Source organism: Klebsiella sp. GN_Kp190 (genome assembly GCF_040061795.1).
Lineage (GTDB): Bacteria > Pseudomonadota > Gammaproteobacteria > Enterobacterales > Enterobacteriaceae > Klebsiella > Klebsiella michiganensis.
Genome location: NZ_JBEAFN010000041.1, coordinates 1 through 20,746, shown reverse-complemented (window position 1 = coordinate 20,746; position 20,746 = coordinate 1). Strand labels below are relative to the sequence as shown.

Annotated in this window: 21 protein-coding genes and 1 tRNA gene; 12 read left to right on the top strand and 10 right to left on the bottom strand. The window is 58.6% G+C overall.

Going from position 1 to position 20,746, the window contains the following annotated elements; genetic code table 11:
* The first annotated feature begins 7 nt into the window (after positions 1-7).
* Positions 8-1,021: a HoxN/HupN/NixA family nickel/cobalt transporter gene (locus tag ABLU67_RS22845; RefSeq protein ID WP_025107282.1), complete on the top strand. Its 1,014-nt coding sequence runs from the start codon at positions 8-10 to the stop codon at positions 1,019-1,021.
* A 122-nt stretch (positions 1,022-1,143) separates the two neighbouring features.
* Here ABLU67_RS22845 and norW read toward each other — a convergent pair whose 3' ends face one another.
* Positions 1,144-2,277: an NADH:flavorubredoxin reductase NorW gene (gene norW, locus ABLU67_RS22840; protein ID WP_196545676.1), complete on the bottom strand. Its 1,134-nt coding sequence runs from the start codon at positions 2,275-2,277 to the stop codon at positions 1,144-1,146.
* Complete coding sequence (norV, locus tag ABLU67_RS22835) at positions 2,274-3,719, bottom strand: anaerobic nitric oxide reductase flavorubredoxin (protein WP_109241295.1); 1,446 nt, start codon at positions 3,717-3,719, stop codon at positions 2,274-2,276. Before norV ends, norW begins: the two co-directional genes overlap by 4 nt.
* 187 nt (positions 3,720-3,906) lie before the next feature.
* Between norV and norR the strand changes: the two genes are divergently transcribed.
* Positions 3,907-5,451, top strand: a complete 1,545-nt coding sequence (norR, locus tag ABLU67_RS22830) for a nitric oxide reductase transcriptional regulator NorR (protein WP_049082752.1) — start codon at positions 3,907-3,909, stop codon at positions 5,449-5,451.
* Here the strand turns inward: norR and gutQ are convergent.
* From gutQ to srlA, 7 genes are all read right to left on the bottom strand, one after another.
* Positions 5,414-6,379 (bottom strand): arabinose-5-phosphate isomerase GutQ, encoded by a 966-nt coding sequence (gutQ, locus tag ABLU67_RS22825; protein WP_025107286.1) that lies wholly within the window; start codon positions 6,377-6,379, stop codon positions 5,414-5,416. The two genes, norR and gutQ, sit on opposite strands and share 38 nt — an antisense overlap.
* Positions 6,372-7,145, bottom strand: a complete 774-nt coding sequence (locus tag ABLU67_RS22820; protein ID WP_004104826.1) for a DNA-binding transcriptional repressor — start codon at positions 7,143-7,145, stop codon at positions 6,372-6,374. Before ABLU67_RS22820 ends, gutQ begins: the two co-directional genes overlap by 8 nt.
* Positions 7,146-7,213: 68 nt before the next feature.
* Positions 7,214-7,573, bottom strand: a complete 360-nt coding sequence (gutM, locus tag ABLU67_RS22815; protein WP_014839303.1) for a transcriptional regulator GutM — start codon at positions 7,571-7,573, stop codon at positions 7,214-7,216.
* Positions 7,574-7,702: 129 nt separating this feature from the next.
* Positions 7,703-8,482 (bottom strand): sorbitol-6-phosphate dehydrogenase, encoded by a 780-nt coding sequence (gene srlD / locus ABLU67_RS22810; protein ID WP_014226518.1) that lies wholly within the window; start codon positions 8,480-8,482, stop codon positions 7,703-7,705.
* Positions 8,483-8,499: 17 nt separating this feature from the next.
* Positions 8,500-8,862, bottom strand: coding sequence for a PTS glucitol/sorbitol transporter subunit IIA (srlB, locus tag ABLU67_RS22805; protein ID WP_004132227.1), 363 nt, complete (start codon positions 8,860-8,862; stop codon positions 8,500-8,502).
* A 13-nt stretch (positions 8,863-8,875) separates the two neighbouring features.
* The gene (locus ABLU67_RS22800; RefSeq protein WP_057173198.1) at positions 8,876-9,853 is read right to left on the bottom strand and encodes a PTS glucitol/sorbitol transporter subunit IIB; all 978 of its coding nucleotides are present in this window, start codon (positions 9,851-9,853) and stop codon (positions 8,876-8,878) included.
* Complete coding sequence (srlA, locus tag ABLU67_RS22795; protein WP_004104818.1) at positions 9,850-10,413, bottom strand: PTS glucitol/sorbitol transporter subunit IIC; 564 nt, start codon at positions 10,411-10,413, stop codon at positions 9,850-9,852. The genes ABLU67_RS22800 and srlA overlap by 4 nt, the downstream gene beginning before the upstream one ends.
* Positions 10,414-10,675: 262 nt before the next feature.
* On the opposite strand from srlA, the gene mltB reads away from it, so the two are divergent.
* The 4 genes from mltB to ABLU67_RS22775 all read left to right on the top strand — a co-directional run bounded on the left by mltB (position 10,676) and on the right by ABLU67_RS22775 (position 14,413).
* Positions 10,676-11,752: a lytic murein transglycosylase B gene (gene mltB / locus ABLU67_RS22790; RefSeq protein WP_128334576.1), complete on the top strand. Its 1,077-nt coding sequence runs from the start codon at positions 10,676-10,678 to the stop codon at positions 11,750-11,752.
* 203 nt (positions 11,753-11,955) lie between these two features.
* Positions 11,956-12,666, top strand: coding sequence for an ATP-binding cassette domain-containing protein (locus ABLU67_RS22785; protein WP_162557671.1), 711 nt, complete (start codon positions 11,956-11,958; stop codon positions 12,664-12,666).
* On the top strand, positions 12,663-13,526 hold the full coding sequence (locus tag ABLU67_RS22780) for a metal ABC transporter permease (protein ID WP_014226515.1): 864 nt from the start codon (positions 12,663-12,665) through the stop codon (positions 13,524-13,526). The genes ABLU67_RS22785 and ABLU67_RS22780 overlap by 4 nt, the downstream gene beginning before the upstream one ends.
* A gap of 8 nt (positions 13,527-13,534) precedes the next feature.
* A complete protein-coding gene (locus tag ABLU67_RS22775; RefSeq protein ID WP_014226514.1) occupies positions 13,535-14,413 on the top strand; it encodes a metal ABC transporter substrate-binding protein in 879 nt (292 codons plus the stop codon).
* Between the two features lie 36 nt (positions 14,414-14,449).
* Here ABLU67_RS22775 and ABLU67_RS22770 read toward each other — a convergent pair whose 3' ends face one another.
* Positions 14,450-14,677, bottom strand: coding sequence for a hypothetical protein (locus tag ABLU67_RS22770; RefSeq protein ID WP_025107287.1), 228 nt, complete (start codon positions 14,675-14,677; stop codon positions 14,450-14,452).
* 204 nt (positions 14,678-14,881) lie between these two features.
* Here ABLU67_RS22770 and pncC point away from each other — a divergent pair, with 204 nt between their 5' ends.
* The 6 genes from pncC (at position 14,882) to ABLU67_RS22740 (ending at position 20,688) form a co-directional block, all read left to right on the top strand.
* Entirely contained in the window at positions 14,882-15,379 is a 498-nt protein-coding gene (gene pncC / locus ABLU67_RS22765) for a nicotinamide-nucleotide amidase (RefSeq protein ID WP_014226512.1), read from the top strand.
* Positions 15,380-15,459: 80 nt separating this feature from the next.
* Complete coding sequence (gene recA / locus ABLU67_RS22760) at positions 15,460-16,518, top strand: recombinase RecA (protein WP_004104808.1); 1,059 nt, start codon at positions 15,460-15,462, stop codon at positions 16,516-16,518.
* 71 nt (positions 16,519-16,589) lie between these two features.
* Positions 16,590-17,090: a recombination regulator RecX gene (gene recX, locus ABLU67_RS22755; RefSeq protein ID WP_009651620.1), complete on the top strand. Its 501-nt coding sequence runs from the start codon at positions 16,590-16,592 to the stop codon at positions 17,088-17,090.
* Between the two features lie 130 nt (positions 17,091-17,220).
* Positions 17,221-19,848, top strand: a complete 2,628-nt coding sequence (alaS, locus tag ABLU67_RS22750) for an alanine--tRNA ligase (RefSeq protein WP_032720437.1) — start codon at positions 17,221-17,223, stop codon at positions 19,846-19,848.
* Between the two features lie 238 nt (positions 19,849-20,086).
* Entirely contained in the window at positions 20,087-20,272 is a 186-nt protein-coding gene (gene csrA, locus ABLU67_RS22745) for a carbon storage regulator CsrA (protein ID WP_000906486.1), read from the top strand.
* Between the two features lie 323 nt (positions 20,273-20,595).
* A tRNA-Ser gene (locus tag ABLU67_RS22740) sits at positions 20,596-20,688 on the top strand.
* Positions 20,689-20,746 lie beyond the last annotated feature (58 nt).

The window sequence follows — 20,746 nt, the reverse complement described above, 5'->3', positions numbered from 1 at the left end:
CACCGATATGATAGTGACGATTTTGCGTCAGCAGCCGCGCGCAGCGGCGCTGGTGCTGGCATTGATTGCCGCCAATTTGCTGGCCTGGGGCTGGGCGTTTACGGCGTTCGGCGGCAGCGGCGCGCTGATGGCCGCCAGCCTGCTGGCCTGGGGTTATGGTCTGCGCCACGCGGTGGACGCCGACCATATCGCGGCCATCGACAACGTGACCCGCAAAATGATGCAGCAGGGGAAGCGGCCTTTTGCCGTTGGCGCGTGGTTCTCGCTGGGGCATTCGTCGATTGTGGTGCTGGCTTCGGCGGCGATTGCCGCGACCGCCACCGCGTTTGGCCAGCAGATGAGCTGGTTTCACGAGACCGGCAGCGTTATCGGCACCGCCGTGTCGGCGCTGTTTCTGCTGGTGATGGCCTTTATCAACCTGGTCATTTTGCGCAGCGTCTGGCGCAGCTTTCGGGCGTGGAAGCAGGGCGAAAAGGTGAGCGATGAGGTCATGACCGGCGGCGGCATGATGAGCTGGTTGTTCGGTAAAACCTTCCGCCTGATTAGCCGCAGCTGGCAGATGTATCTGGTGGGCTTTCTGTTTGGCCTCGGCTTTGATACGGCGACGGAAATCGGCGTGCTGGGGATCTCCGCCGCCAGCGCGTCGAGCGGGGTGTCAATTTGGTCGATTATGGTTTTTCCGGCGCTGTTCGCCAGCGGGATGGCGCTGGTGGATACGCTCGATAACGTGCTGATGGTCGGCGCCTACGGCTGGGCGTTCAGCAAGCCGCAGCGCAAGCTCTATTACAATATGACCATTACCGGTACCTCGGTGGTGGTGGCGCTGTTTATCGGCGGTCTGGAAGCGCTGGGGCTGTTGATGGATAAGTTCTCTCTGAGCGGCGGCCTCTGGCGCTGGGTTGGCGCATTGAACGACCATCTCGGCGACGCCGGTTTTGTGGTGGTCGGGCTGTTCGTGGCCTGCTGGGTGCTGTCGGTGCTCAACTACCGCTGGCGCGGGTACGATAATCTGGCGCGGTAGGTTGGGCATTTCCCCGGCTCGCGCTGCGCTTAGCCGGGCTACAGGTTAATGGCCGTCTGAGATCCGGTAGCCCGGGTAAGGCGTTTACGCCGCGACCCGGGAATAACCTCATTTCATCGAGGTTAACTCACCAGCTGCTTGAGCAGGGCAAAAGCATCTTTCATGCGATCCTCGCTGACCACAAAAGCGCGCAGCTGGTTCTCGGCGTCAACGCCTTTCGCGACCAGGCCGTCTTTGGCGGCAACGATATTCCACGTCAGATCCTCGCGCCGGGTATCGCCCGCCAGGTGCAGCGGTAAATCCGGCGTTTTGACCTTCACCAGCATCGGCGGCAGCTTCAGTTCTCCCTGCTGGGCCAGCAGATTTTTACTCAGGCACATGGCGCTTAGCAGAATCGGCTGCAGAAAAGGCAGGACCATGCCGTTGATTTCCGCGCAGTCGCCGAGGGCGTAAATCGCCGGATGGCTGGTTTGCAGCTGACTGTTCACCACCACGCCGCGGTGCGTCTGCAGTCCCGCATGCCGCGCCAGCGCCGTTTCCGGGCGTAAACCGGCGGCGGCCACCACCGCATCCACCGTCACCGTACGCTGGCGGTCAAGGGCGACGCGAATCCCGTCGGCGCTCTGCGCCAGGCTTTCCAGCTGGGACTTCAGCATCAGATGCACGCCCATGTCGGTCAGACGATGCTGCAGTCGGCTGCTGGCCTCGGGCGGCATCAGGGCCGACAGTACGCTGGCGGAGTTATCCACCACCGTCACCGCTTTGCCGGCGCGGCAGAAATCCATCGCCAGCTCGCAGCCAATCAGCCCGCCGCCGACGATCAGCACCCTTTTTGCATCGCGCAGATGGCTTTGCGCCGCACCGTATTCCCGCTGGCTGTTCAGGGTCAGCATCAGCTCGCGGCCCGGCACCGGTGGGATAAACGGCGTCGCGCCGGTGGCCAGCACCAGTTTGTCATAGCGCCACTCGCGGTCCTGGCTCTTCACCAGGTGCTGCTCGGCGTCGATATCGCTGACCCAGGTATGCGGAAACAGGCGCAGATTGTACTGCTCGGCAAACTCGCCCGCCGTTTGCAGGGTCAGGTCGTCGGCGTTCTGCCCGCGGCTGACCACATGGCTGAGATCCGGTTTGTTGTACTCATCCATGCTGTCGGCGGCGATCAGGGTCAGCGGGATATTCGGGTCCTGCTTGCGAATATTTTTCACCAGCTGACGGGCCGCGAAGCCCGAACCGATGATGACGATGCCATCACTCATTTTGCCTCCGATGCCAGAACGTCAAACACATCTTTACCCAGCGAACACTCAGGGCAGAGGAAGTTATCCGGGACTTCGCTCCACGGCGTGCCCGGCTGGACGTCCTGGTTCGGTTCGCCCTGTTCGGGGTCGTAAATCCACTGGCAAACGCTGCACTGCATTTTCGGGCCGAGATCGGCTGCCGCTGGCGCTGCGCAGGGCGTTGCCTCAGGCGCGGCGTGTTTGGTCTGGCTCGCCGGCAGCGGGGAGAGGGCCCACTGGCGGGCGATTTCGCGGCCGTGCTCGCGGCACACTTCCAGCGCGTCGAGATCCGGGCGCCATTTGGCCTTCAGGCTCAGGGACATTTCAAAGCCCGCATCCTGTAAACGCGTGGACAGGCGGTCAACCGCGCCGCCGCTCCAGCCGTGGGAGCCGAAGGCGCTGGCGCGCTTGTTACGGAAACGCAGGCCGGTCATCTCCTCCACCAGCCCGGCGATTTTCGGCATCATCACGTTATTCATGGTTGAGGTGCCGACCAGCACGCCCTTCGAGCGGAACACGTTGGTCAGAATGTCATTTTTATCGCTGCGGGCGACGTTGAAAATTTTCACCGCCACGCGCGGATCCACGTCGGTAATGCCCTGGGCTATCGCGTCGGCCATCATGCGGGTGTTGTTGGACATGGTGTCGTAGAAAATCGTGATGCGGTCTTCCTGATAATCCGCCGCCCACTCGAGATATTTTTCGACGATCTGCGTCGGGTTATCGCGCCAGACCACGCCGTGGGAGGTCGCAATCATATCCACCGGCAGGTTAAAGCCGAGGATTTCGGTAATTTTCGGCGTCACCAGGCGGCTGAACGGGGTCAGAATATTGGCATAGTAGCGCTGGCACTGCTCATAAAGCTCAACCTGGTCAACTTCATCATTAAACAGATGTTCATCGCAGTAGTGCTGGCCGAAGGCGTCGTTGCTGAACAGCACCGCGTCGCCGGTCATATAGGTCATCATGCTATCCGGCCAGTGCAGCATCGGGGTTTCCACGAAAATCAGCTGTTTGCCGTTGCCGATATCCAGGCTGTCGCCTGTTTTCACCACCTTAAAATTCCACTCCGGGTGATGATGGTGTCCGGTGATGGAGTCGATGGCGTTGGCGGTACAGTAAATCGGGGTGTCCGGGATCTGGGTCATCAGCTCGGTCAGCGCGCCGGCATGGTCCTCCTCAGCATGGTTGATAATGATGTAATCAATATCGGCGAGGTCGATTTCACCGCGCAGGTTCTGCACGAATTCACGGCTGAATTTATGATCGACGGTATCGATCAGCACATTTTTTTCTTCCCGGATGAGATAGCTGTTGTAGCTGCTGCCGCGCAGCGTTTTGTATTCAGTCCCGTGGAAATCACGCACTTCCCAGTCGCGTTGGCCAACCCAATGAATGTTATTTTTAACCAGAATAGACATAGCAACCTCAATTAATTCAGCAGTGTTCAAATAAGATGTTTTGCTTATATCAAGTTGCGTGCCAACTTTTTAAATAATTGAATTTAAAGTGTTTTAAGTTTTTTATTAAATCTGTTGATGTCAAATTGACAATGGTTAAAATAGTCGATATGACTACGCTTGGTGTCAAAATGACTATGAGGCGACAATGAGTTTCTCCGTCGAGGCCCTGGCGAAAATCGCCATTGATTTACAAAGCGATCTCGGCCATGCCGACCGTTTTTCGCGTTTGATTACCACCCTGCGGCAGATACTCGGCTGCGATGCTTCGGCGCTGCTGCGCTACGAGGCGCACCAGTTTGTGCCGCTGGCGATTGATGGCCTGGCCCAGGACGTACTTGGCCGACGCTTTGCCCTTGAAGGCCACCCGCGGCTGGAGGCGATTGCCCGGGCGGGGGACGTGGTGCGCTTCCCGGCGGATAGCGATCTGCCGGACCCTTACGATGGCCTGATCCCCGGACAGGAGAGCCTGAAGGTGCACGCCTGCGTCGGCCTGCCGCTGTTTGCCGGGCAAACCCTGATCGGCGCGCTCACCCTCGACGGCATGGATGCGGACCGTTTTGACAGCTTCAGCGACGAGGAGCTGCGCCTGATTGCCGCCCTGGTGGCCGGGGCGCTCAATAACGCGCTGCTGATCGCCCGGCTGGAGAATCAAAACGTGCTGCCGGAGCAGGCTATCGTGTATCCGGCAGCCGAACGTCAGGAGATGATTGGCCTGTCGGCGCCGATGCTGCAGCTGAAAAAAGAGATCGATATCGTCGCGGCTTCTGACTTAAACGTGCTGATTAGCGGCGAGACCGGCACCGGCAAAGAGCTGGTGGCGAAAGCGGTGCATCAGGGGTCGCCGCGGGCGGCCAATCCGCTGGTCTATCTCAACTGCGCGGCCCTGCCGGAGAGCGTGGCGGAGAGCGAGCTGTTTGGCCACGTCAAAGGGGCGTTTACCGGGGCGATCAGCAACCGCAGCGGTAAATTTGAAATGGCGGACAACGGGACGCTGTTCCTCGATGAAATTGGCGAGCTTTCGCTGGCGCTCCAGGCCAAGCTGCTGCGGGTGCTGCAGTATGGCGATATTCAGCGCGTCGGCGACGATCGCAGCCTGCGGGTTGATGTGCGGGTGCTGGCGGCCACCAACCGCGACCTGCGTCAGGAGGTGGTGGAGGGGCGCTTTCGCGCCGACCTGTATCATCGCCTGAGCGTGTTTCCGCTGTCGGTTCCGGCGCTGCGCGAGCGGGAAAGTGATGTAGTGCTGCTGGCCGGCTATTTTTGCGAACAGTGCCGTTTGCGTATGGGGCTGGCGCAGGTGATTTTAAGCGAAGCGACGCGGGCCAGGCTGCTCGCCTGGTCATGGCCGGGCAACGTACGCGAACTGGAGCACGCGATTCATCGGGCGGTGGTGCTGGCGCGGGCGACGCAGGCGGGTAATGATATCGTGCTGGAGCCGCAGCATTTTCAGCTGGCCGGGGAAGCGCCAGCCTTGCCGACCGTCAGCCCGCAGCCGGCGGCGGAAGCAGTGAGCCTGCGCGAGGCGACGGAGGCGTTCCAGCGCGAAGCGATCGCCAGCGCGCTGGCGGCTAATGGCCGCAGCTGGGCCGCCGCCGCCCGCGCGCTGGGGCTCGACGTCGCCAACCTGCACCGGCTGGCGAAGCGTCTGGGGCTTAAAGGATCCCGGCCTGATAAAAATTCTGCAGGTTAATCGCGCCGACCAGCTGGCCGCTTTCATCCACCACCGGAGCGGCGCTGATTTTATGCTTCATCAGGCGCTCTTTGGCTTCTATCGCGCGGCTTTCCGCTTGCAGAGTGACGCCGTTGCGGGTCATCGCCTGGCTGACGATATCCTGTAAGCTGCCGCCGCCCACCAGCCAGCGGCGCAGGTCGCCGTCGGTAAAGACGCCCTGCACGTGATTGCGCTCATCGCAGACCGCCACCAGCCCCAGGCCGGTGCGGCTGAGTTCGAGCATCGCGTCCATGACGCTGGTGTCGTTGGCGACGCGCGGCACGTCGCCGTCGCGGCGCATCAGATGGTGAACTTTGTTCAGCAGCCGCGCGCCCAGCGCGCCGGCCGGGTGCGAACGGGCGAAATCTTCTTCGTTAAAGCCGCGGGCCTGCATGACCGCCATGGCCAGCGCGTCGCCGAGCATCAGGGTATTGACGGTGCTGGAGGTGGGCGCGAGGTGCATCGGGCAGGCTTCACGCTCTACGGCAATATCAAGCACCGCTTTGGCCGCCAGCGCCAGCGGTGAAGTGGATTTACCGGTCATCGCCAGCAGCGGAATAGATTTTTCCTCCAGGCGCGGAACGATAAGATCCAGCTCTTTAGCGCTGCCGGAGTAAGAGATAAACAGCATCACGTCGCGTCTGTCGAGCATGCCGAGGTCGCCGTGCAGCGCTTCCGCCGGGTGAACAAAAAATGCCGGGGTGCCGGTGCTGGCGAAGGTGGCGGCCAGCTTTTTACCAATATGACCCGATTTACCGATACCGGAGACGACCAGTTTGCCCTCGCAGTGGATAATGGTTTCCGCCGCGTGGATGAAGTCGTCGCCCAGGCGTTCAGGCAGGCGGCTCGCCTCCTGAAGCTCCAGCATCAGGGTCTGGCGTCCGGCTTCTAACAGAAAGTTACTCATGATGTTCTCCAGTAATAATGACTTCGATGCCTTTGTCTTCCAGCGCCCGCTTAAATTCCGGGCTGATATCGGCATCGGTAATCAGTTTGTCTACGCTCTCCAGGCCGCAGACGATATTGGGACTTTTGCGGCCAAACTTCGACGAGTCGGCCATCAGGATAACTTCGCGGGCGGCATTGCACATCGCTTTGCTGACCGTATAAACCTCATTAAAGGTGGTGACGCCGGCGATTAAATCAATGCCGTCGGTGCCCATAAACAGTCGATCGAAGCTGAAGTGTTCGAAGGCGTTTTCCGCCAGCTGGCCGTGAAAGGAGGCCGATTTTTTGCGGAACGTGCCGCCCGGCATCAGGATGGTTTGTTCGTTATCCAGTTCGGAGAGGGCGTTGACGATATGCAGGCTGTTGGTCATCACGGTAATGTTATTGAAGCGGCTGAGCATCGGCACCATTTGCAGCACCGTGCTGCCGGCGTCAAGAATGATCGAGTCGCCATCGTGAATAAAGCTGACCGCGGCTTCGGCAATCCGCTCTTTTTTATGGGTGTTGATCAGCGTTTTGTGGTCGATGGGCGGATCGGCCTCGTCTTTATTTAACACCACGCCGCCGTAAGTGCGGATAACGGTACCGGCATTCTCAAGGATCACCAGATCCTTACGGATGGTGGTGCCGGTGGTGTCGAAGTGTTGCGCCAGCTCTTCGACCGAGCATTTGCCCTGCGATTGCAGGTGCTCGAGAATGGCTGCCTGGCGCTGACGTGGTTTCATAGGCGTTGTATCCTGCGTTTAAAGTTTCGAAATGATAATTTCGCAAGATATTAACGTTCACAACGAAATTATCCATGTTTCGGATTAAGCGCTAATGATAGTGCATTCTGACAGAGCGGATCATTGGGAAAGATCACATCAGGCTGCAATTCCTTAAGATGCTTACCGGTGAGGGCGGGAATTTTTTGCGGCCTGGCGAAAACGGTGAGGCCTTTCATTAACAGCGTATCGCGAATGCGGTCGTTTTCGTCGACGGCGATGGCGACGACGGCGCGCGGCTTGAACCGCCCCGAGGAGCGGCCGACGCCGACGCGTCCCTGCTGGCACAGCCGATCGAATGCGCGATTGAACTGCCTGATTTGCCAGCCGCCAAAGGCGAGCTGGGTTATCCAGGCGATGGCGGCGATGGTGATAAGTGCGGTAACCATAAAAGTCTCCTTAAGGTGTGTGCGATATTTCCCCGGAGGCGGCGCGTTGCGCCTTACCCGGGCTACGGATCGGCGCGGGGTGCCGGTTTTGTAGCTCGGATAAGCGCAGCGCAATCCGGGACCTCTGATTTAAAACATCACCTGCCCGCCGGTGACGTTGATAGACTGCCCGGTGCAGTATGAAGCCTGCGGACTGGCGTAAAACATCAGCACGTTAAGTACGTCCTGGTAATCGCAGCCGCGCTTCAGCGGGACTTTGTCGATGTAATACTGCTCGACCTGCTCCTCCGGGATCCCCAGCTTGGTGGCGTACTGCGGCAGCAGAGACTGGAACATCGGCGACTTCAGCAGGTTGCCGAGCATCAGGGAGTGCACGGTAATCCCGTACTCCGCGAGGTCCAGCGCCAGCGACTGCGTCAGCCCCACGCCGCCAAACTTCGCCGCGCTATAGCCGGAGTTATGCTTGCTGCCCACTTTGCCGGATTTAGAGTTGATCTGGATGATGCGACCTTTAATGCCGTCGCGGATCATCAGGCGGGAAAACTCGCGGGCGCAGAGGAAGTAGCCCACCAGATTCACCTGCAGCGAACGGTCGAAATCCCCCAGCGCGAAGTCGCTGATAAACGCCGCTTTAGCGATCCCGGCGCTATAGACCAGCAGGTCGACGCGGGAAAATATTTCGTCTACCCCGCGGGCGAGGGCGACCACGCTGGCTTCGCTGGTGGCGTCCGCGCCGAAGCCCCACGCCGTGCCTTCGCCATGTTCTGCATTGATGGCCTGCGCGACGCGGGTCGCTTTATCGCTCTGAATATCGACCACCGCCACGCGATAGCCTTCTGCGGCAAGCCCGCGACACAGAAACTCCCCTAAGGTTTGTCCCCCACCGATGACAACAGCAACCTGATTCATAATTTTCTCCTTACAGCTTAAGCAACAAATTTCAGTACGCAGCCGGCGGCGATGCCTTCCGGCACCGGCCCCGCCACGTGTACGGTTCCGGGGAATTCCGCTTCGCGGTGGCCGTCAAAGCGCAGCGTGATATGGCCCAGCTCGCGCAGGTTCTGCTCGGCGACGTCGCCGACGGCGGTGACCGGGTAGCGCAGCTCGCCGAGCTGCAGCTCAGCGCCCGGCACCAGCGCGCCGGAGAGCTCGCCGTGGTTGTGAATAAAGCAGTACTCTTCGATATCGGCCGGGGCGCCTTCGCGGAAGGTGATCAGCATCTGCTCGTCCAGCGCCATCGCCGCGCTGGCGCCGATATGCGTAATGGTGGTCTGGTAAATCACGGTCATCTTCAGGCACCTCTTATTGGTAAATAAATCCGGAAACGAACCAGGCGATCAGCACCGTTGGCGCGCCGGTCAGGAAGCGGCTCACCAGTACCGACGGTACGCCGACGCGCACGGTGTCCTGGCGCGCTTCCGCCAGCGACAGGCCAACCGGGATAAAGTCGCAGGCGGCCTGGGCGTTAATGGCGAACAGCGCGGGCAGGGCGAGATGCGGCGGAATATTGCCAAGGCCAATCTGTACGCCAATCAGCACGCCGATAACCTGGGCGATGACCGCGCCGGGGCCGAGAAACGGCGACAGCAGCGGGAAAGAACAGATCAGCGCCAGGGTCACGAGGCCCAGCGGATGGCTGGCGAGCGGCGCCAGGCCGTGGGCAATCCAGTCGCCGATGCCGGAGGCCATGATGATGCCGATCAGCGCCGCGACGAAGGCCATAAACGGCAGAATGGTTTTCAGCACCGTATCGATGGTGTCGCGCCCGGCCTGGAACAGCACCGCCACGACCGAGCCCATCCCCATACCAACTTTGGCCAGCAGGCCGTCGCTCTGCTCGGTTATTTTCTTGCTGGTGTCATAGTCGCGGGCCGCCGGCTGGGCTGGCGAGGCCTGCGGGGCCGGGGAGAGCCCCTCTTCCAGCGCGAAAATGTTCTCTTCTTTGACGCCGGAAACGTAAATGTCTTCGACGATGTACTGCGCCAGCGGACCCGATTTGCCGGTCGCGTGGATATTAATGGTCGGGATGCGGCGCTTCGGGTAGATACCGCAGCGCAGGGTGCCGCCGCAGTCGATAATTGCCACGCCGATTTCCGCTTCCGGCGGTTCGCCCTCTTTGAAGCCATCGACCGCCTGCCAGCCGGTGAGGCGGGCAATTTTATCGACGATCGCCGGGCGGGTGCCCGCGGTGATATAGACAATCTTTTTACCGGCAACGGCGTCCAGTTCGAGCGGGCCGCCCCAGCCGCCGGCGCCTTTTTCAATGCGAATACGGGTCATGATGTTGCTCCTGACAGATGCACTTTCTGCTCAAGCTGGATGGCCATTTTTTTCTCAAAAATCGACGTGGTCAGGTCGGTCACCCAGCCGCGGAAGAAGTTCGTCACCAGGCCCACCAGCAGATAGCTCACCGCCAGCGGCCCTAACGGCAGACCGAGGGTGGTTAGCCCGTTGGCAATCCCCAGATAGACGAAAAGTTCGCCGGGGTTGATGTGCGGAAACAGGCCGTTCATTGAGTGGCAGCTGTAGGAGGCCGCCGCGTAGTAGCTCGGTTTGTATTTCTCGGGCATAAAGCGCCCAAGGCTCAGGGTCATCGGGTTACAGAAAACGAAGGTGCCGATGCAGGGCAGCAGCAGGTAGCGGGAGATCGGATTACCGGCGCAGCGCTGCGCCAGCTTTTCGATCCGCTGCTGACCAATAAAGTTGATCAGCGCGTTCATGATCACCAGCAGACTGATCAGCAAAGGCAGGATCCCGGTGACCATACCGGTGAACACCTCGCCTCCCTTCTGAAACAGGCCGATAAACCATTCGGCGCCGTGGGTAACGACTTCAATCATTGTTCTCTCCTTCAGCGTGTTATTTTTCTTGCTAACTGGAAGCTCATTTTAATCATTTTAAAAGGTTTGAAATTGTTATATTGATCGCAAAATGAAAGATAAATATTTTATTTTGAAAGATTGTGGCTGAAGTGAACGAAGGATCCGACGGGGCGAGAGGAAAAAGGGCGATAAAAAAGAATTTACATTGCCGCCGCTTCCTTGTGAGCGGGCGCATGCTTTACCATAATTACCCCTTGCCGATTTGTTAAATGGATGTCCCATGTTGAAGCGTCGTTCCCTGGCTTTACTCCCCCTGTGCGTTCTCCTCGCTGCCTGCAGCAGCAAACCTCAAACTCCTGCGGAAAAGGAAATGGCGGGCGGCACGGGCGGTTTTTTACTCGAGCCGCAGCATAACGTGATGGAGATGAGCGGCGATTTCGCCAATAACCCGGCGGCGGAACAGTTCATTGATAAAATGGTGAGCAAGCACGACTTCGACCGACAGCAGCTGCATCAAATCCTCTCCCAGGCCAAACGCCTGGACTATGTGCTGCGTCTGATGGACCGTCAGGCGCCCACCGGGCTGCCGCCGTCAGGGCCAAACGGCGCCTGGCTGCGCTACAAAAAACAGTTTATTACCCCGGATAACGTGCAGAACGGCGTGGCGTTCTGGAACCAGTATCAGGATGCGCTCAACCGCGCGTACCAGGTTTACGGCGTGCCGCCGGAAATTATCGTCGGGATTATTGGCGTCGAGACCCGCTGGGGCCGGGTGATGGGGAAAACCCGCATCCTTGATGCGCTGGCGACGCTGTCGTTTAACTATCCGCGCCGCGCAGAATACTTCTCCAGCGAGCTGGAAACGTTCCTGCTGATGGCGCGCAGCGAACAGGATGACCCGCTCGATCTGAAAGGCTCCTTCGCCGGCGCGATGGGTTACGGTCAGTTTATGCCCTCTTCTTACAGGCAGTACGCGGTGGACTTTAACGGCGACGGGCATATCAACCTGTGGGATCCGGTCGATGCGATCGGCAGCGTAGCGAACTACTTCAAGCAGCACGGCTGGGTGAGCGGCGATCTGGTCGCGGTACAGGCGCTGGGCCAGGCGCCTGGGCTGAACAATGGGTTCAAAACCAAATACAGCGTCTCGCAGCTGGCGGCGGCGGGACTTACCCCGACTCAGCCGCTGGGTAACCATCAGCAGGCGAGCCTGCTGCGTCTGGATATCGGCACAGGCTACCAGTACTGGTACGGTCTGCCGAACTTCTACACCATTACCCGCTATAACCACAGCACCCATTACGCGATGGCCGTCTGGCAGCTCGGTCTGGCGGTTTCTCAGGCCCGGATGCAGTAATCCCGTCTTCTGTGCTCCTCTCCGTCCGGAGAGGAGTCTGTAACATTTTGCAGCATTTCCTTTTGTTGACGCCAATTTACATTCCGCGCTTCTTTTAATATTGTTATGTTATAACGTTTTATTGAGGCGTAAACATTGACTTCCTTATTGATGACTTCAGGCATCGCCCGGCTGGCGATGGCCGGCGTGCTGCTGGCCGCCCTGTGGCTGGCAACCTGGTGGGCGGTATCGCTGCCATGATAGAGCTCGATCATCTGGTGGCTGGCTATGAAGGGCTGGCGATCGCGCCGTCCCTTAGCGGCACGATTGCAACGGGGAGTATGACGGCTATCGTCGGCCTGAACGGCTGCGGGAAATCGACGCTGTTAAAGACGCTGGCCGGATTTATCCCGCCGGTCAGCGGCCGCCTGCACTGGCGCGACGGACGGCCGGTTATCGGCTGGCTGGCGCAGCGGCATGCGCTGGAGTCGCAGTTTCCGCTCACGGTGCAGGATGTCGTCAGCCAGGGGGCCTGGCCGCAGGTATCGTTGCTGCGCGGGCTCGGGGGGGAGGTGCGCCAGCGTATCGTCGCGGCCATAGCGCGGGTGGGGCTGCTAGCGATGGCGAAAACGCCGATTGAGGCGCTCTCCGGCGGCCAGTTTCAGCGCATGCTCTTCGCGAGGGTGATGGTGCAGCGCGCGCCGCTGGTGATGCTCGACGAACCGTTTACCGGCATCGACGAAGCCACCTGCCGTGAGCTGATGGCGCTGATCCTGGAAATGCATCAGCAGGGGCAGACGATTCTGGCGGTGCTGCACGATAACCAGCGGGTCGCCGACTATTTCCCGGAAACGATGCTGCTGACGCCGCAGCGCGCCCGCTGGGGCAGTACGCCTGATGTGCTGCCTGCCTTTCACTCCGCGAGGCTGGCATGATCTGGCACACCTTCATTCAGCCCTTTATCGAGTTTGGCTTTATGCGCCGCGCGCTGGTGGTGTGCCTGGCACTCTCGCTGAGCACGACCATGCTCGGCGTCTTCCTACTTTTACGCCGCATGAGCCTGATGGGCGATGCGCTCTCGCATGCGATTTTGCCCGGCGTGGCGGTGGGCTACCTGCTTAACGGGATGTCGCTGCTGGCGATGACCGTCGGGGGTTTTATTGCCGGCATTGCGGTGGCGCTGGTGGCGGGGTGGGTCAGCCGACGCACGCTTTTAAAAGAGGATGCCAGCTTTGCCGGATTTTATCTCGGCTCCCTGGCGCTGGGCGTCACGCTGGTCTCGCTGCGCGGCTCTAACGTCGACCTGCTGCATCTGCTGTTCGGCTCAATTCTGGCGGTAGACCGCGATTCGGCGCTGTTTGTGACCGGCGTTGCCAGCCTGACGCTGATTTGCATCGCCCTGTTTTATCGCGGCCTGGTCAGCGAAGCCTTCGACAGCGTCTGGCTTCAGGTGAACGCGCGAAGAGTGCCTGCGCTGCTGCACGGCCTGTTCCTCGCCCTGCTGGTGCTCAATCTGGTGGCCGGGTTTCAGGTGCTCGGCACGCTGATGGCGGTGGGAGTCATGATGCTGCCCGCGGTCGCGGCGCGCTGCTGGGCGCGGACGCTGCCGGGCATTCTGCTGCTGGCGGCGCTGATGGGCGGTTTTTGCGCGTGGATGGGGCTGAGCCTGTCGTGGGCGGCGAATTTGCCTGCCGGACCCGCCATTGTGCTGACCGCCAGCGGCCTCTTTTTTGTATCGGTGTTTTTTGGCTCGCGCAGCCGGCTGGTTGTCGGCTGGCGTAAATTAATGGGGTAAGGACAATGATGAAACGTACCGGGATATGGCTGGCGCTGGCGCTGGGTCTGGCATCGCACGGGGTGATGGCGAAAACGCTAAACGTGGTGAGCAGTTTTTCCGTGTTGGGCGATATGGTGCAGCAGATTGGCGGCGAACATGTGCATGTGGATACGCTAGTGGGGCCGGACGGCGATCCGCATACCTTCGAACCCTCGCCGAAAGACAGCGCGCTGCTGAACAACGCCGATGTGGTGGTGGTCAACGGCCTGGGGCTGGAGGGCTGGCTGGACCGGCTGATTAAAGCATCCGGGTTCAAAGGCGAGCTGGTGGTGGCTTCCCGCGGAGTCAAAACCCACACGCTTGAAGAAGATGGCGCAACGGTAACCGATCCGCATGCGTGGAACAGCGCCGCGAACGGTGCGCTGTACGCGCAGAATATCCTCAACGGCCTGGTGAAAGCCGACCCGGAAGATAAGTTGGCGCTGGAGGCTTCCGGCAAACGCTATATCAGCCAGCTTAACGAGATCGATCGCTGGGCTAAAAGCCAGTTCACCGCCATTCCACAGGCAAAGCGTAAGGTTCTGACCAGCCATGATGCTTTCGGCTATTTTGGCCGCGCCTATGGCGTGACCTTCCTCGCGCCACAGGGGCTATCTTCGGAAAGTGAGGCCAGCGCGGCGCAGGTGGCGGCATTAATTCGACAAATTAAAGCCGACGAGGTGCATACCTGGTTTATGGAAAATCAGCTGGATCCAAGACTGGTTAAACAGATTGCCAGCGCGACGGGCGCGCAGCCGGGAGGAGAGCTCTACCCTGAAGCCCTCTCTCAACCGGGCGGCGTGGCGGACAGCTACGTGAAAATGCTGCGTCACAACGTGGAGCTGATCGCGGCGAGTATGAAATAAATAAAAACCGGCCCGCGATGGGCCGGTTATCCGCCGCTATGGTTCTGCGAGTATCTGCTTGATTTTTTTGTTCAATGTGAATCCACTGGCAATACAGCCCACGCCCAGCAGGATCTGTACGCCTTCGAACAGCGGGTTGAATGAGCGGGTGAAAATATGCAGTAGCGCGGTTAGCAGCGAAACTGTGCCGCATACAAACAGGCACAGGCGCACCTGGCGAATTTTTTTCACGTTCTGCTCTGAGGTAAGCGTTGCTTTGGCCATTCCTGGTAACCTCTCATTTAACTCTTCCTTATATGTGCGGTGAATTGTGACACCGGCGCCCCCGGGCGGCTATCCGAAAATGCAGCGTTGGCTATAGCCGATGTTTTTCGCCAGCCGACTCGTAAATTCGTTACCTCGTCCCCATATCTTCGTTGAAAGTGCTATCTTTGATGGCCTCTTTGTACAGCTTACGTGGGGCGACGAATGACAGATTCGGAATTAATGCAGCTGAGCGAGCAGGTGGGGATGGCGCTGAAAGCGCGCGGTGCGACGGTGACCACGGCGGAGTCCTGCACCGGCGGCTGGGTCGCCAAAACCCTTACCGATATCGCCGGCAGTTCGGCATGGTTTGAGCGCGGTTTCGTCACTTACAGCAATGAAGCGAAATCGCAGATGATTGGCGTCAGCGAAGCGACGCTGCTTAGCCATGGCGCGGTGAGTGAACCGGTGGTGGTGGAGATGGCCATCGGCGCGCTGCGTGCGGCTCGCGCGGACTATGCCATTTCGGTCAGCGGCATCGCCGGGCCGGACGGCGGCAGCGCGGAAAAGCCGGTGGGAACCGTCTGGTTTGGCGTGGCCAGCGCCAGCGGACAGGGCGTAACCCGGCGCGAATGCTTTGCCGGAGACCGCGAGTCGGTACGCCGCCAGGCCACGGCCTACGCGCTAAATCTCCTCTGGCAACAATTTCTACAAAATACTTGATACTGTATGACTATACAGTATAATTGCTTCAACAGAACAGAATTCACTACCCGGTTACACCCGGCATGAGAGGAGTAATAATGGCTATCGACGAAAACAAACAGAAAGCGTTGGCGGCAGCACTGGGCCAGATCGAAAAACAATTCGGTAAAGGCTCCATCATGCGCCTGGGTGAAGACCGTTCCATGGATGTGGAAACTATCTCCACCGGCTCGCTTTCCCTTGATATCGCCCTGGGCGCAGGCGGCCTGCCGATGGGCCGTATCGTCGAGATCTACGGGCCTGAATCTTCCGGTAAAACCACGCTGACGCTGCAGGTTATCGCCGCCGCGCAGCGCGAAGGCAAAACCTGTGCGTTTATCGATGCGGAACACGCGCTGGACCCGGTTTACGCACGCAAGCTGGGCGTCGATATCGACAACCTGCTGTGCTCCCAGCCGGATACCGGCGAACAGGCTCTGGAAATCTGTGACGCGCTGGCGCGTTCCGGTGCGGTAGACGTTATCGTCGTTGACTCCGTTGCGGCGCTGACGCCGAAAGCGGAAATCGAAGGCGAAATCGGCGACTCTCACATGGGCCTCGCGGCGCGTATGATGAGCCAGGCGATGCGTAAACTGGCGGGCAACCTGAAGCAGTCCAACACCCTGCTCATCTTCATCAACCAGATTCGTATGAAAATTGGCGTGATGTTCGGTAACCCGGAAACCACCACCGGCGGTAACGCGCTGAAGTTCTACGCCTCCGTGCGTCTGGATATCCGTCGTATCGGTGCGGTGAAAGAGGGCGACAACGTTGTCGGCAGCGAAACCCGCGTTAAAGTGGTGAAAAACAAAATCGCCGCGCCGTTTAAACAGGCTGAATTCCAGATCCTCTACGGCGAAGGGATTAACTTCTTCGGTGAGCTGGTCGATCTCGGCGTGAAAGAGAAGCTGATTGAGAAAGCCGGCGCATGGTACAGCTATAACGGCGATAAAATCGGCCAGGGTAAAGCGAACGCCATCTCCTGGCTGAAAGAGAACCCGGCTGCGGCAAAAGAGATCGAGAAGAAAGTTCGTGAACTGCTGCTGAGCAATCAGGACTCCACGCCGGACTTCGCGGTTGATGGCAACAGCGAAGCGGAAACCGAACAAGATTTCTGATATCGTCTGAACAGACTAACAAGGGGCCGCTTATGCGGCCCTTTTGCTTTTTTTGATTAGCGAGGCTGACCGTGACTGAAACTTCATCCCGCCGCTCTGACTACGCCAGGCTGCTGGATCGCGCGATTCGCATTCTGGCAATGCGCGACCACAGCGAACAGGAGCTAAGGCGAAAACTGGCTGCACCGGTCATGAGCAAAAACGGCCCTGAAGCGTTAGATGTGACGCCGGAAGAGGTCGATAAAGTCGTTGAATGGTGCATTGAGAACCGCTATCTGGACGACGAACGCTTTGTCCGTCAGTTCATTGCCAGCCGCAGCCGCAAGGGGTATGGCCCGGCGCGCGTCCGCCAGGAGCTAAAGCAGAAGGGGATCTCCCGCGAGACGACAGAGGCAGCCATGCGCGAGTGCGAAATCGACTGGGCGCGGCTTGCCAAAGAGCAGGCGCAGCGAAAATATGGCGAACCCCTGCCCAGCGTATTTGCAGAAAAAGTCAAAATTCAGCGCTTTTTGCTCTACCGCGGCTATCTGATGGAGGATATTCAGGAAATCTGGCGAAATTTTGCAGATTGACCCATCCGGGATTTTACTTCCCCGTGAAGAAAACTTATCTTATTCCCACTTTATTTTCGTGAGTAGCCTGCCGGTCGATACTGGGTAGTGGCTGCCAGCGACATTTCGTTAGCTTGATTTCAGGATAATTATGAGCAAGAGCACCGCTGAGATCCGTCAGGCGTTTCTCGACTTTTTCCATAGTAAAGGACATCAGGTAGTTGCGAGCAGCTCCCTGGTGCCGCATAACGACCCGACCCTGCTGTTTACCAACGCCGGGATGAACCAGTTCAAGGATGTTTTCCTTGGTCTCGACAAACGTAATTATTCGCGCGCGACCACCGCGCAGCGTTGCGTTCGTGCGGGTGGTAAGCACAACGATCTGGAAAACGTCGGTTACACCGCGCGTCACCACACCTTCTTTGAAATGCTGGGTAACTTCAGCTTCGGCGATTATTTCAAGCAGGATGCCATCAAATACGCATGGGAACTGCTGACCGGTGAAAACTGGTTCGCCCTGCCGAAAGAAAAACTGTGGGTGACCGTCTACGAAACCGACGATGAAGCGTTCGATATCTGGGCGAATGAAGTTGGCGTACCGCGCGAGCGTATTATCCGCATCGGCGACAACAAAGGCGCGCCGTTTGCTTCCGATAACTTCTGGCAGATGGGTGACACCGGGCCGTGCGGTCCATGCACCGAAATCTTCTTCGACCATGGCGACCATATCTGGGGCGGCCCTCCGGGAACGCCGGAAGAAGACGGCGATCGCTATATTGAGATCTGGAATATCGTCTTTATGCAGTTCAACCGTCAGGCTGACGGGACAATGGAGCCGCTGCCGAAGCCGTCCGTGGATACCGGTATGGGCCTCGAGCGTATTGCCGCCGTGCTGCAGCACGTCAACTCCAACTACGATATCGACCTGTTCCGCGATCTGATTAAGAGCGTGGCGAAGGTTACCGGCGCGACCGATCTCTCGAACAAGTCGCTGCGCGTTATCGCTGACCACATTCGTTCCTGCGCGTTCCTGATTGCCGATGGCGTTATCCCGTCGAATGAAAACCGCGGCTACGTGCTGCGCCGCATCATTCGTCGCGCAATTCGCCATGGCAACATGCTGGGCGCGAAGGAGACCTTCTTCTGGAAACTGGTTGCCCCGCTGATTGACGTGATGGGTTCCGCCGGCGAAGAGCTGAAACAGCAGCAGGCTCAGGTTGAGCAGGTGCTGAAGACCGAAGAAGAGCAGTTTGCCCGTACGCTGGAGCGCGGACTGGCGCTGCTGGATGAAGAGCTGGCTAAACTGCAGGGCGACACGCTGGATGGCGAAACCGCTTTCCGCCTGTACGACACCTACGGCTTCCCGGTTGACCTGACCGCGGACGTTTGCCGCGAACGCAATATCAAGGTTGACGAAGCCGGCTTTGAAGCCGCGATGGAAGAGCAGCGCCGTCGCGCGCGCGAATCCAGCGGCTTTGGCGCGGACTACAATGCGATGATCCGCGTCGACGGCGCCTCTGAGTTTAAAGGCTATGACAGCCTGGAACTGAATGGCAAAGTCACCGCGCTGTTTATCGATGGTAAAGCGGTTGACGCGGTGAACGCCGGTCAGGAAGCGGTTGTTATCCTCGACCAGACGCCGTTCTACGCCGAATCCGGCGGCCAGGTGGGTGACAAAGGCGAACTGAAGGGCGCCGGTTTCTCCTTCCAGGTCAGCGACGCGCAGAAGTACGGCCAGGCAATTGGCCATATTGGTAAACTGACCAGCGGTTCGCTTAAAGTCGGCGACGCCGTGCAGGCCGATGTCGATCAGGCTCGCCGCCAGCGTATCCGCCTGAACCACTCCGCGACGCACCTGATGCACGCGGCGCTGCGCCAGGTTCTCGGTACGCACGTTGCGCAGAAAGGCTCTCTGGTCAACGACAAAGCATTGCGCTTCGACTTCTCGCATTTTGAAGCGATGAAGCCGGAGGAGATCCGTGCGGTAGAAGATCTGGTGAACGCGCAAATTCGTCGCAACCTGCCGATCGAAACCAATATCATGGATATTGACGCTGCGCGTGAATCCGGCGCGATGGCGCTGTTTGGCGAGAAGTATGACGATCGCGTTCGCGTGCTGAGCATGGGCGATTTTTCCACCGAGCTGTGCGGCGGTACGCACGCCTCGCGCACCGGTGATATCGGCCTGTTCCGCATTACCTCTGAATCCGGTACCGCCGCTGGCGTGCGCCGTATCGAAGCGGTGACCGGCGAAGGCGCGATGGCGATGCTGCATGCGCAGAGCGATCTGCTGGGCGATATTGCACAGCTGCTGAAAGGGGATACCCACAGCCTCGGTGACAAAGTCCGCGCCGCGTTAGAACGCAGCCGTCAGCTGGAAAAAGAGCTGCAGCAGCTGAAAGAGCAGGCTGCCGTGCAGGAGAGCGCAAATCTCTCCAGCAAAGCGGAAGAGATTAACGGCGTTAAGCTGCTGGTCAGCGAGCTGGCCGGCGTTGAGCCGAAAATGCTGCGTACTATGGTTGACGATCTGAAAAATCAGCTGGGTTCAACGATTGTCGTGTTGGCCACGGTCGCAGAAGGTAAGGTTTCTCTGATTGCAGGTGTGTCTAAGGATGTGACAGACCGCGTGAAAGCCGGGGAACTGATTGGTATGGTCGCCCAGCAGGTGGGCGGTAAAGGGGGCGGTCGTCCGGATATGGCGCAAGCCGGCGGTACCGATGCGTCTGCTCTCCCTGCTGCGTTAGCCAGTGTGAAAGGCTGGGTAAGCGCAAAACTGTAATAACTATAATTGCATAGATGCTGTGATTCTCGGATTACAGCATCTTGCGCGAGAAGCACTGATAACGATAAAGTCGGGTTGAAGTTGTGTATATCGGCTAAACTTAGGTTTAACAGAATGTGATGCCGTGACTGCTTACACCGTAGGGTGTTTGTCATCGCTTACTTTTTGGCGTTATATGATGGATAATGCCGGGATACGAGAGACCCGACTCTTTTAATCTTTCAAGGAGCAAAGAATGCTGATTCTGACTCGTCGAGTTGGTGAGACCCTCATGATTGGAGATGAGGTCACTGTGACAGTTTTAGGGGTGAAGGGTAACCAGGTACGTATTGGCGTTAATGCCCCTAAAGAAGTCTCCGTGCATCGTGAAGAGATCTACCAGCGTATCCAGGCTGAAAAATCCCAGCAGTCCAGTTACTAAGGTTTTCGCGCCTCGCTATTTTGTGAGGCGCCTCCTTCCACCCGCCGTTTTTGCCAATTTTCCTCTCCGATAGCCTCTCATTTTTGTCTCTTTCTCCGCATCCGCGACAGTTATCTTTTGCGTTAGCCGCGGCGTAATCAGCAATTTCTTGTTGATAAAATACTCTTTTTGCCGTTTTCACAGGCTAATTGCGCGGGAAGTGTGCAAACGAAAAAAAGGTCTCGAAAAAAGGTTTGACTTATAAGTACCAGAAAGTAATATGTGCGCCATCGCAGCGACGAAGAGCAGAAACAAGTTCTTCGAAGCACTCGTAAGAGGCGTGTGGTGAGGTGGCCGAGAGGCTGAAGGCGCTCCCCTGCTAAGGGAGTATGCGGTCAAAAGCTGCATCCGGGGTTCGAATCCCCGCCTCACCGCCATTTTGCATCCGTAGCTCAGCTGGATAGAGTACTCGGCTACGAACCGAGCGGTCGGAGG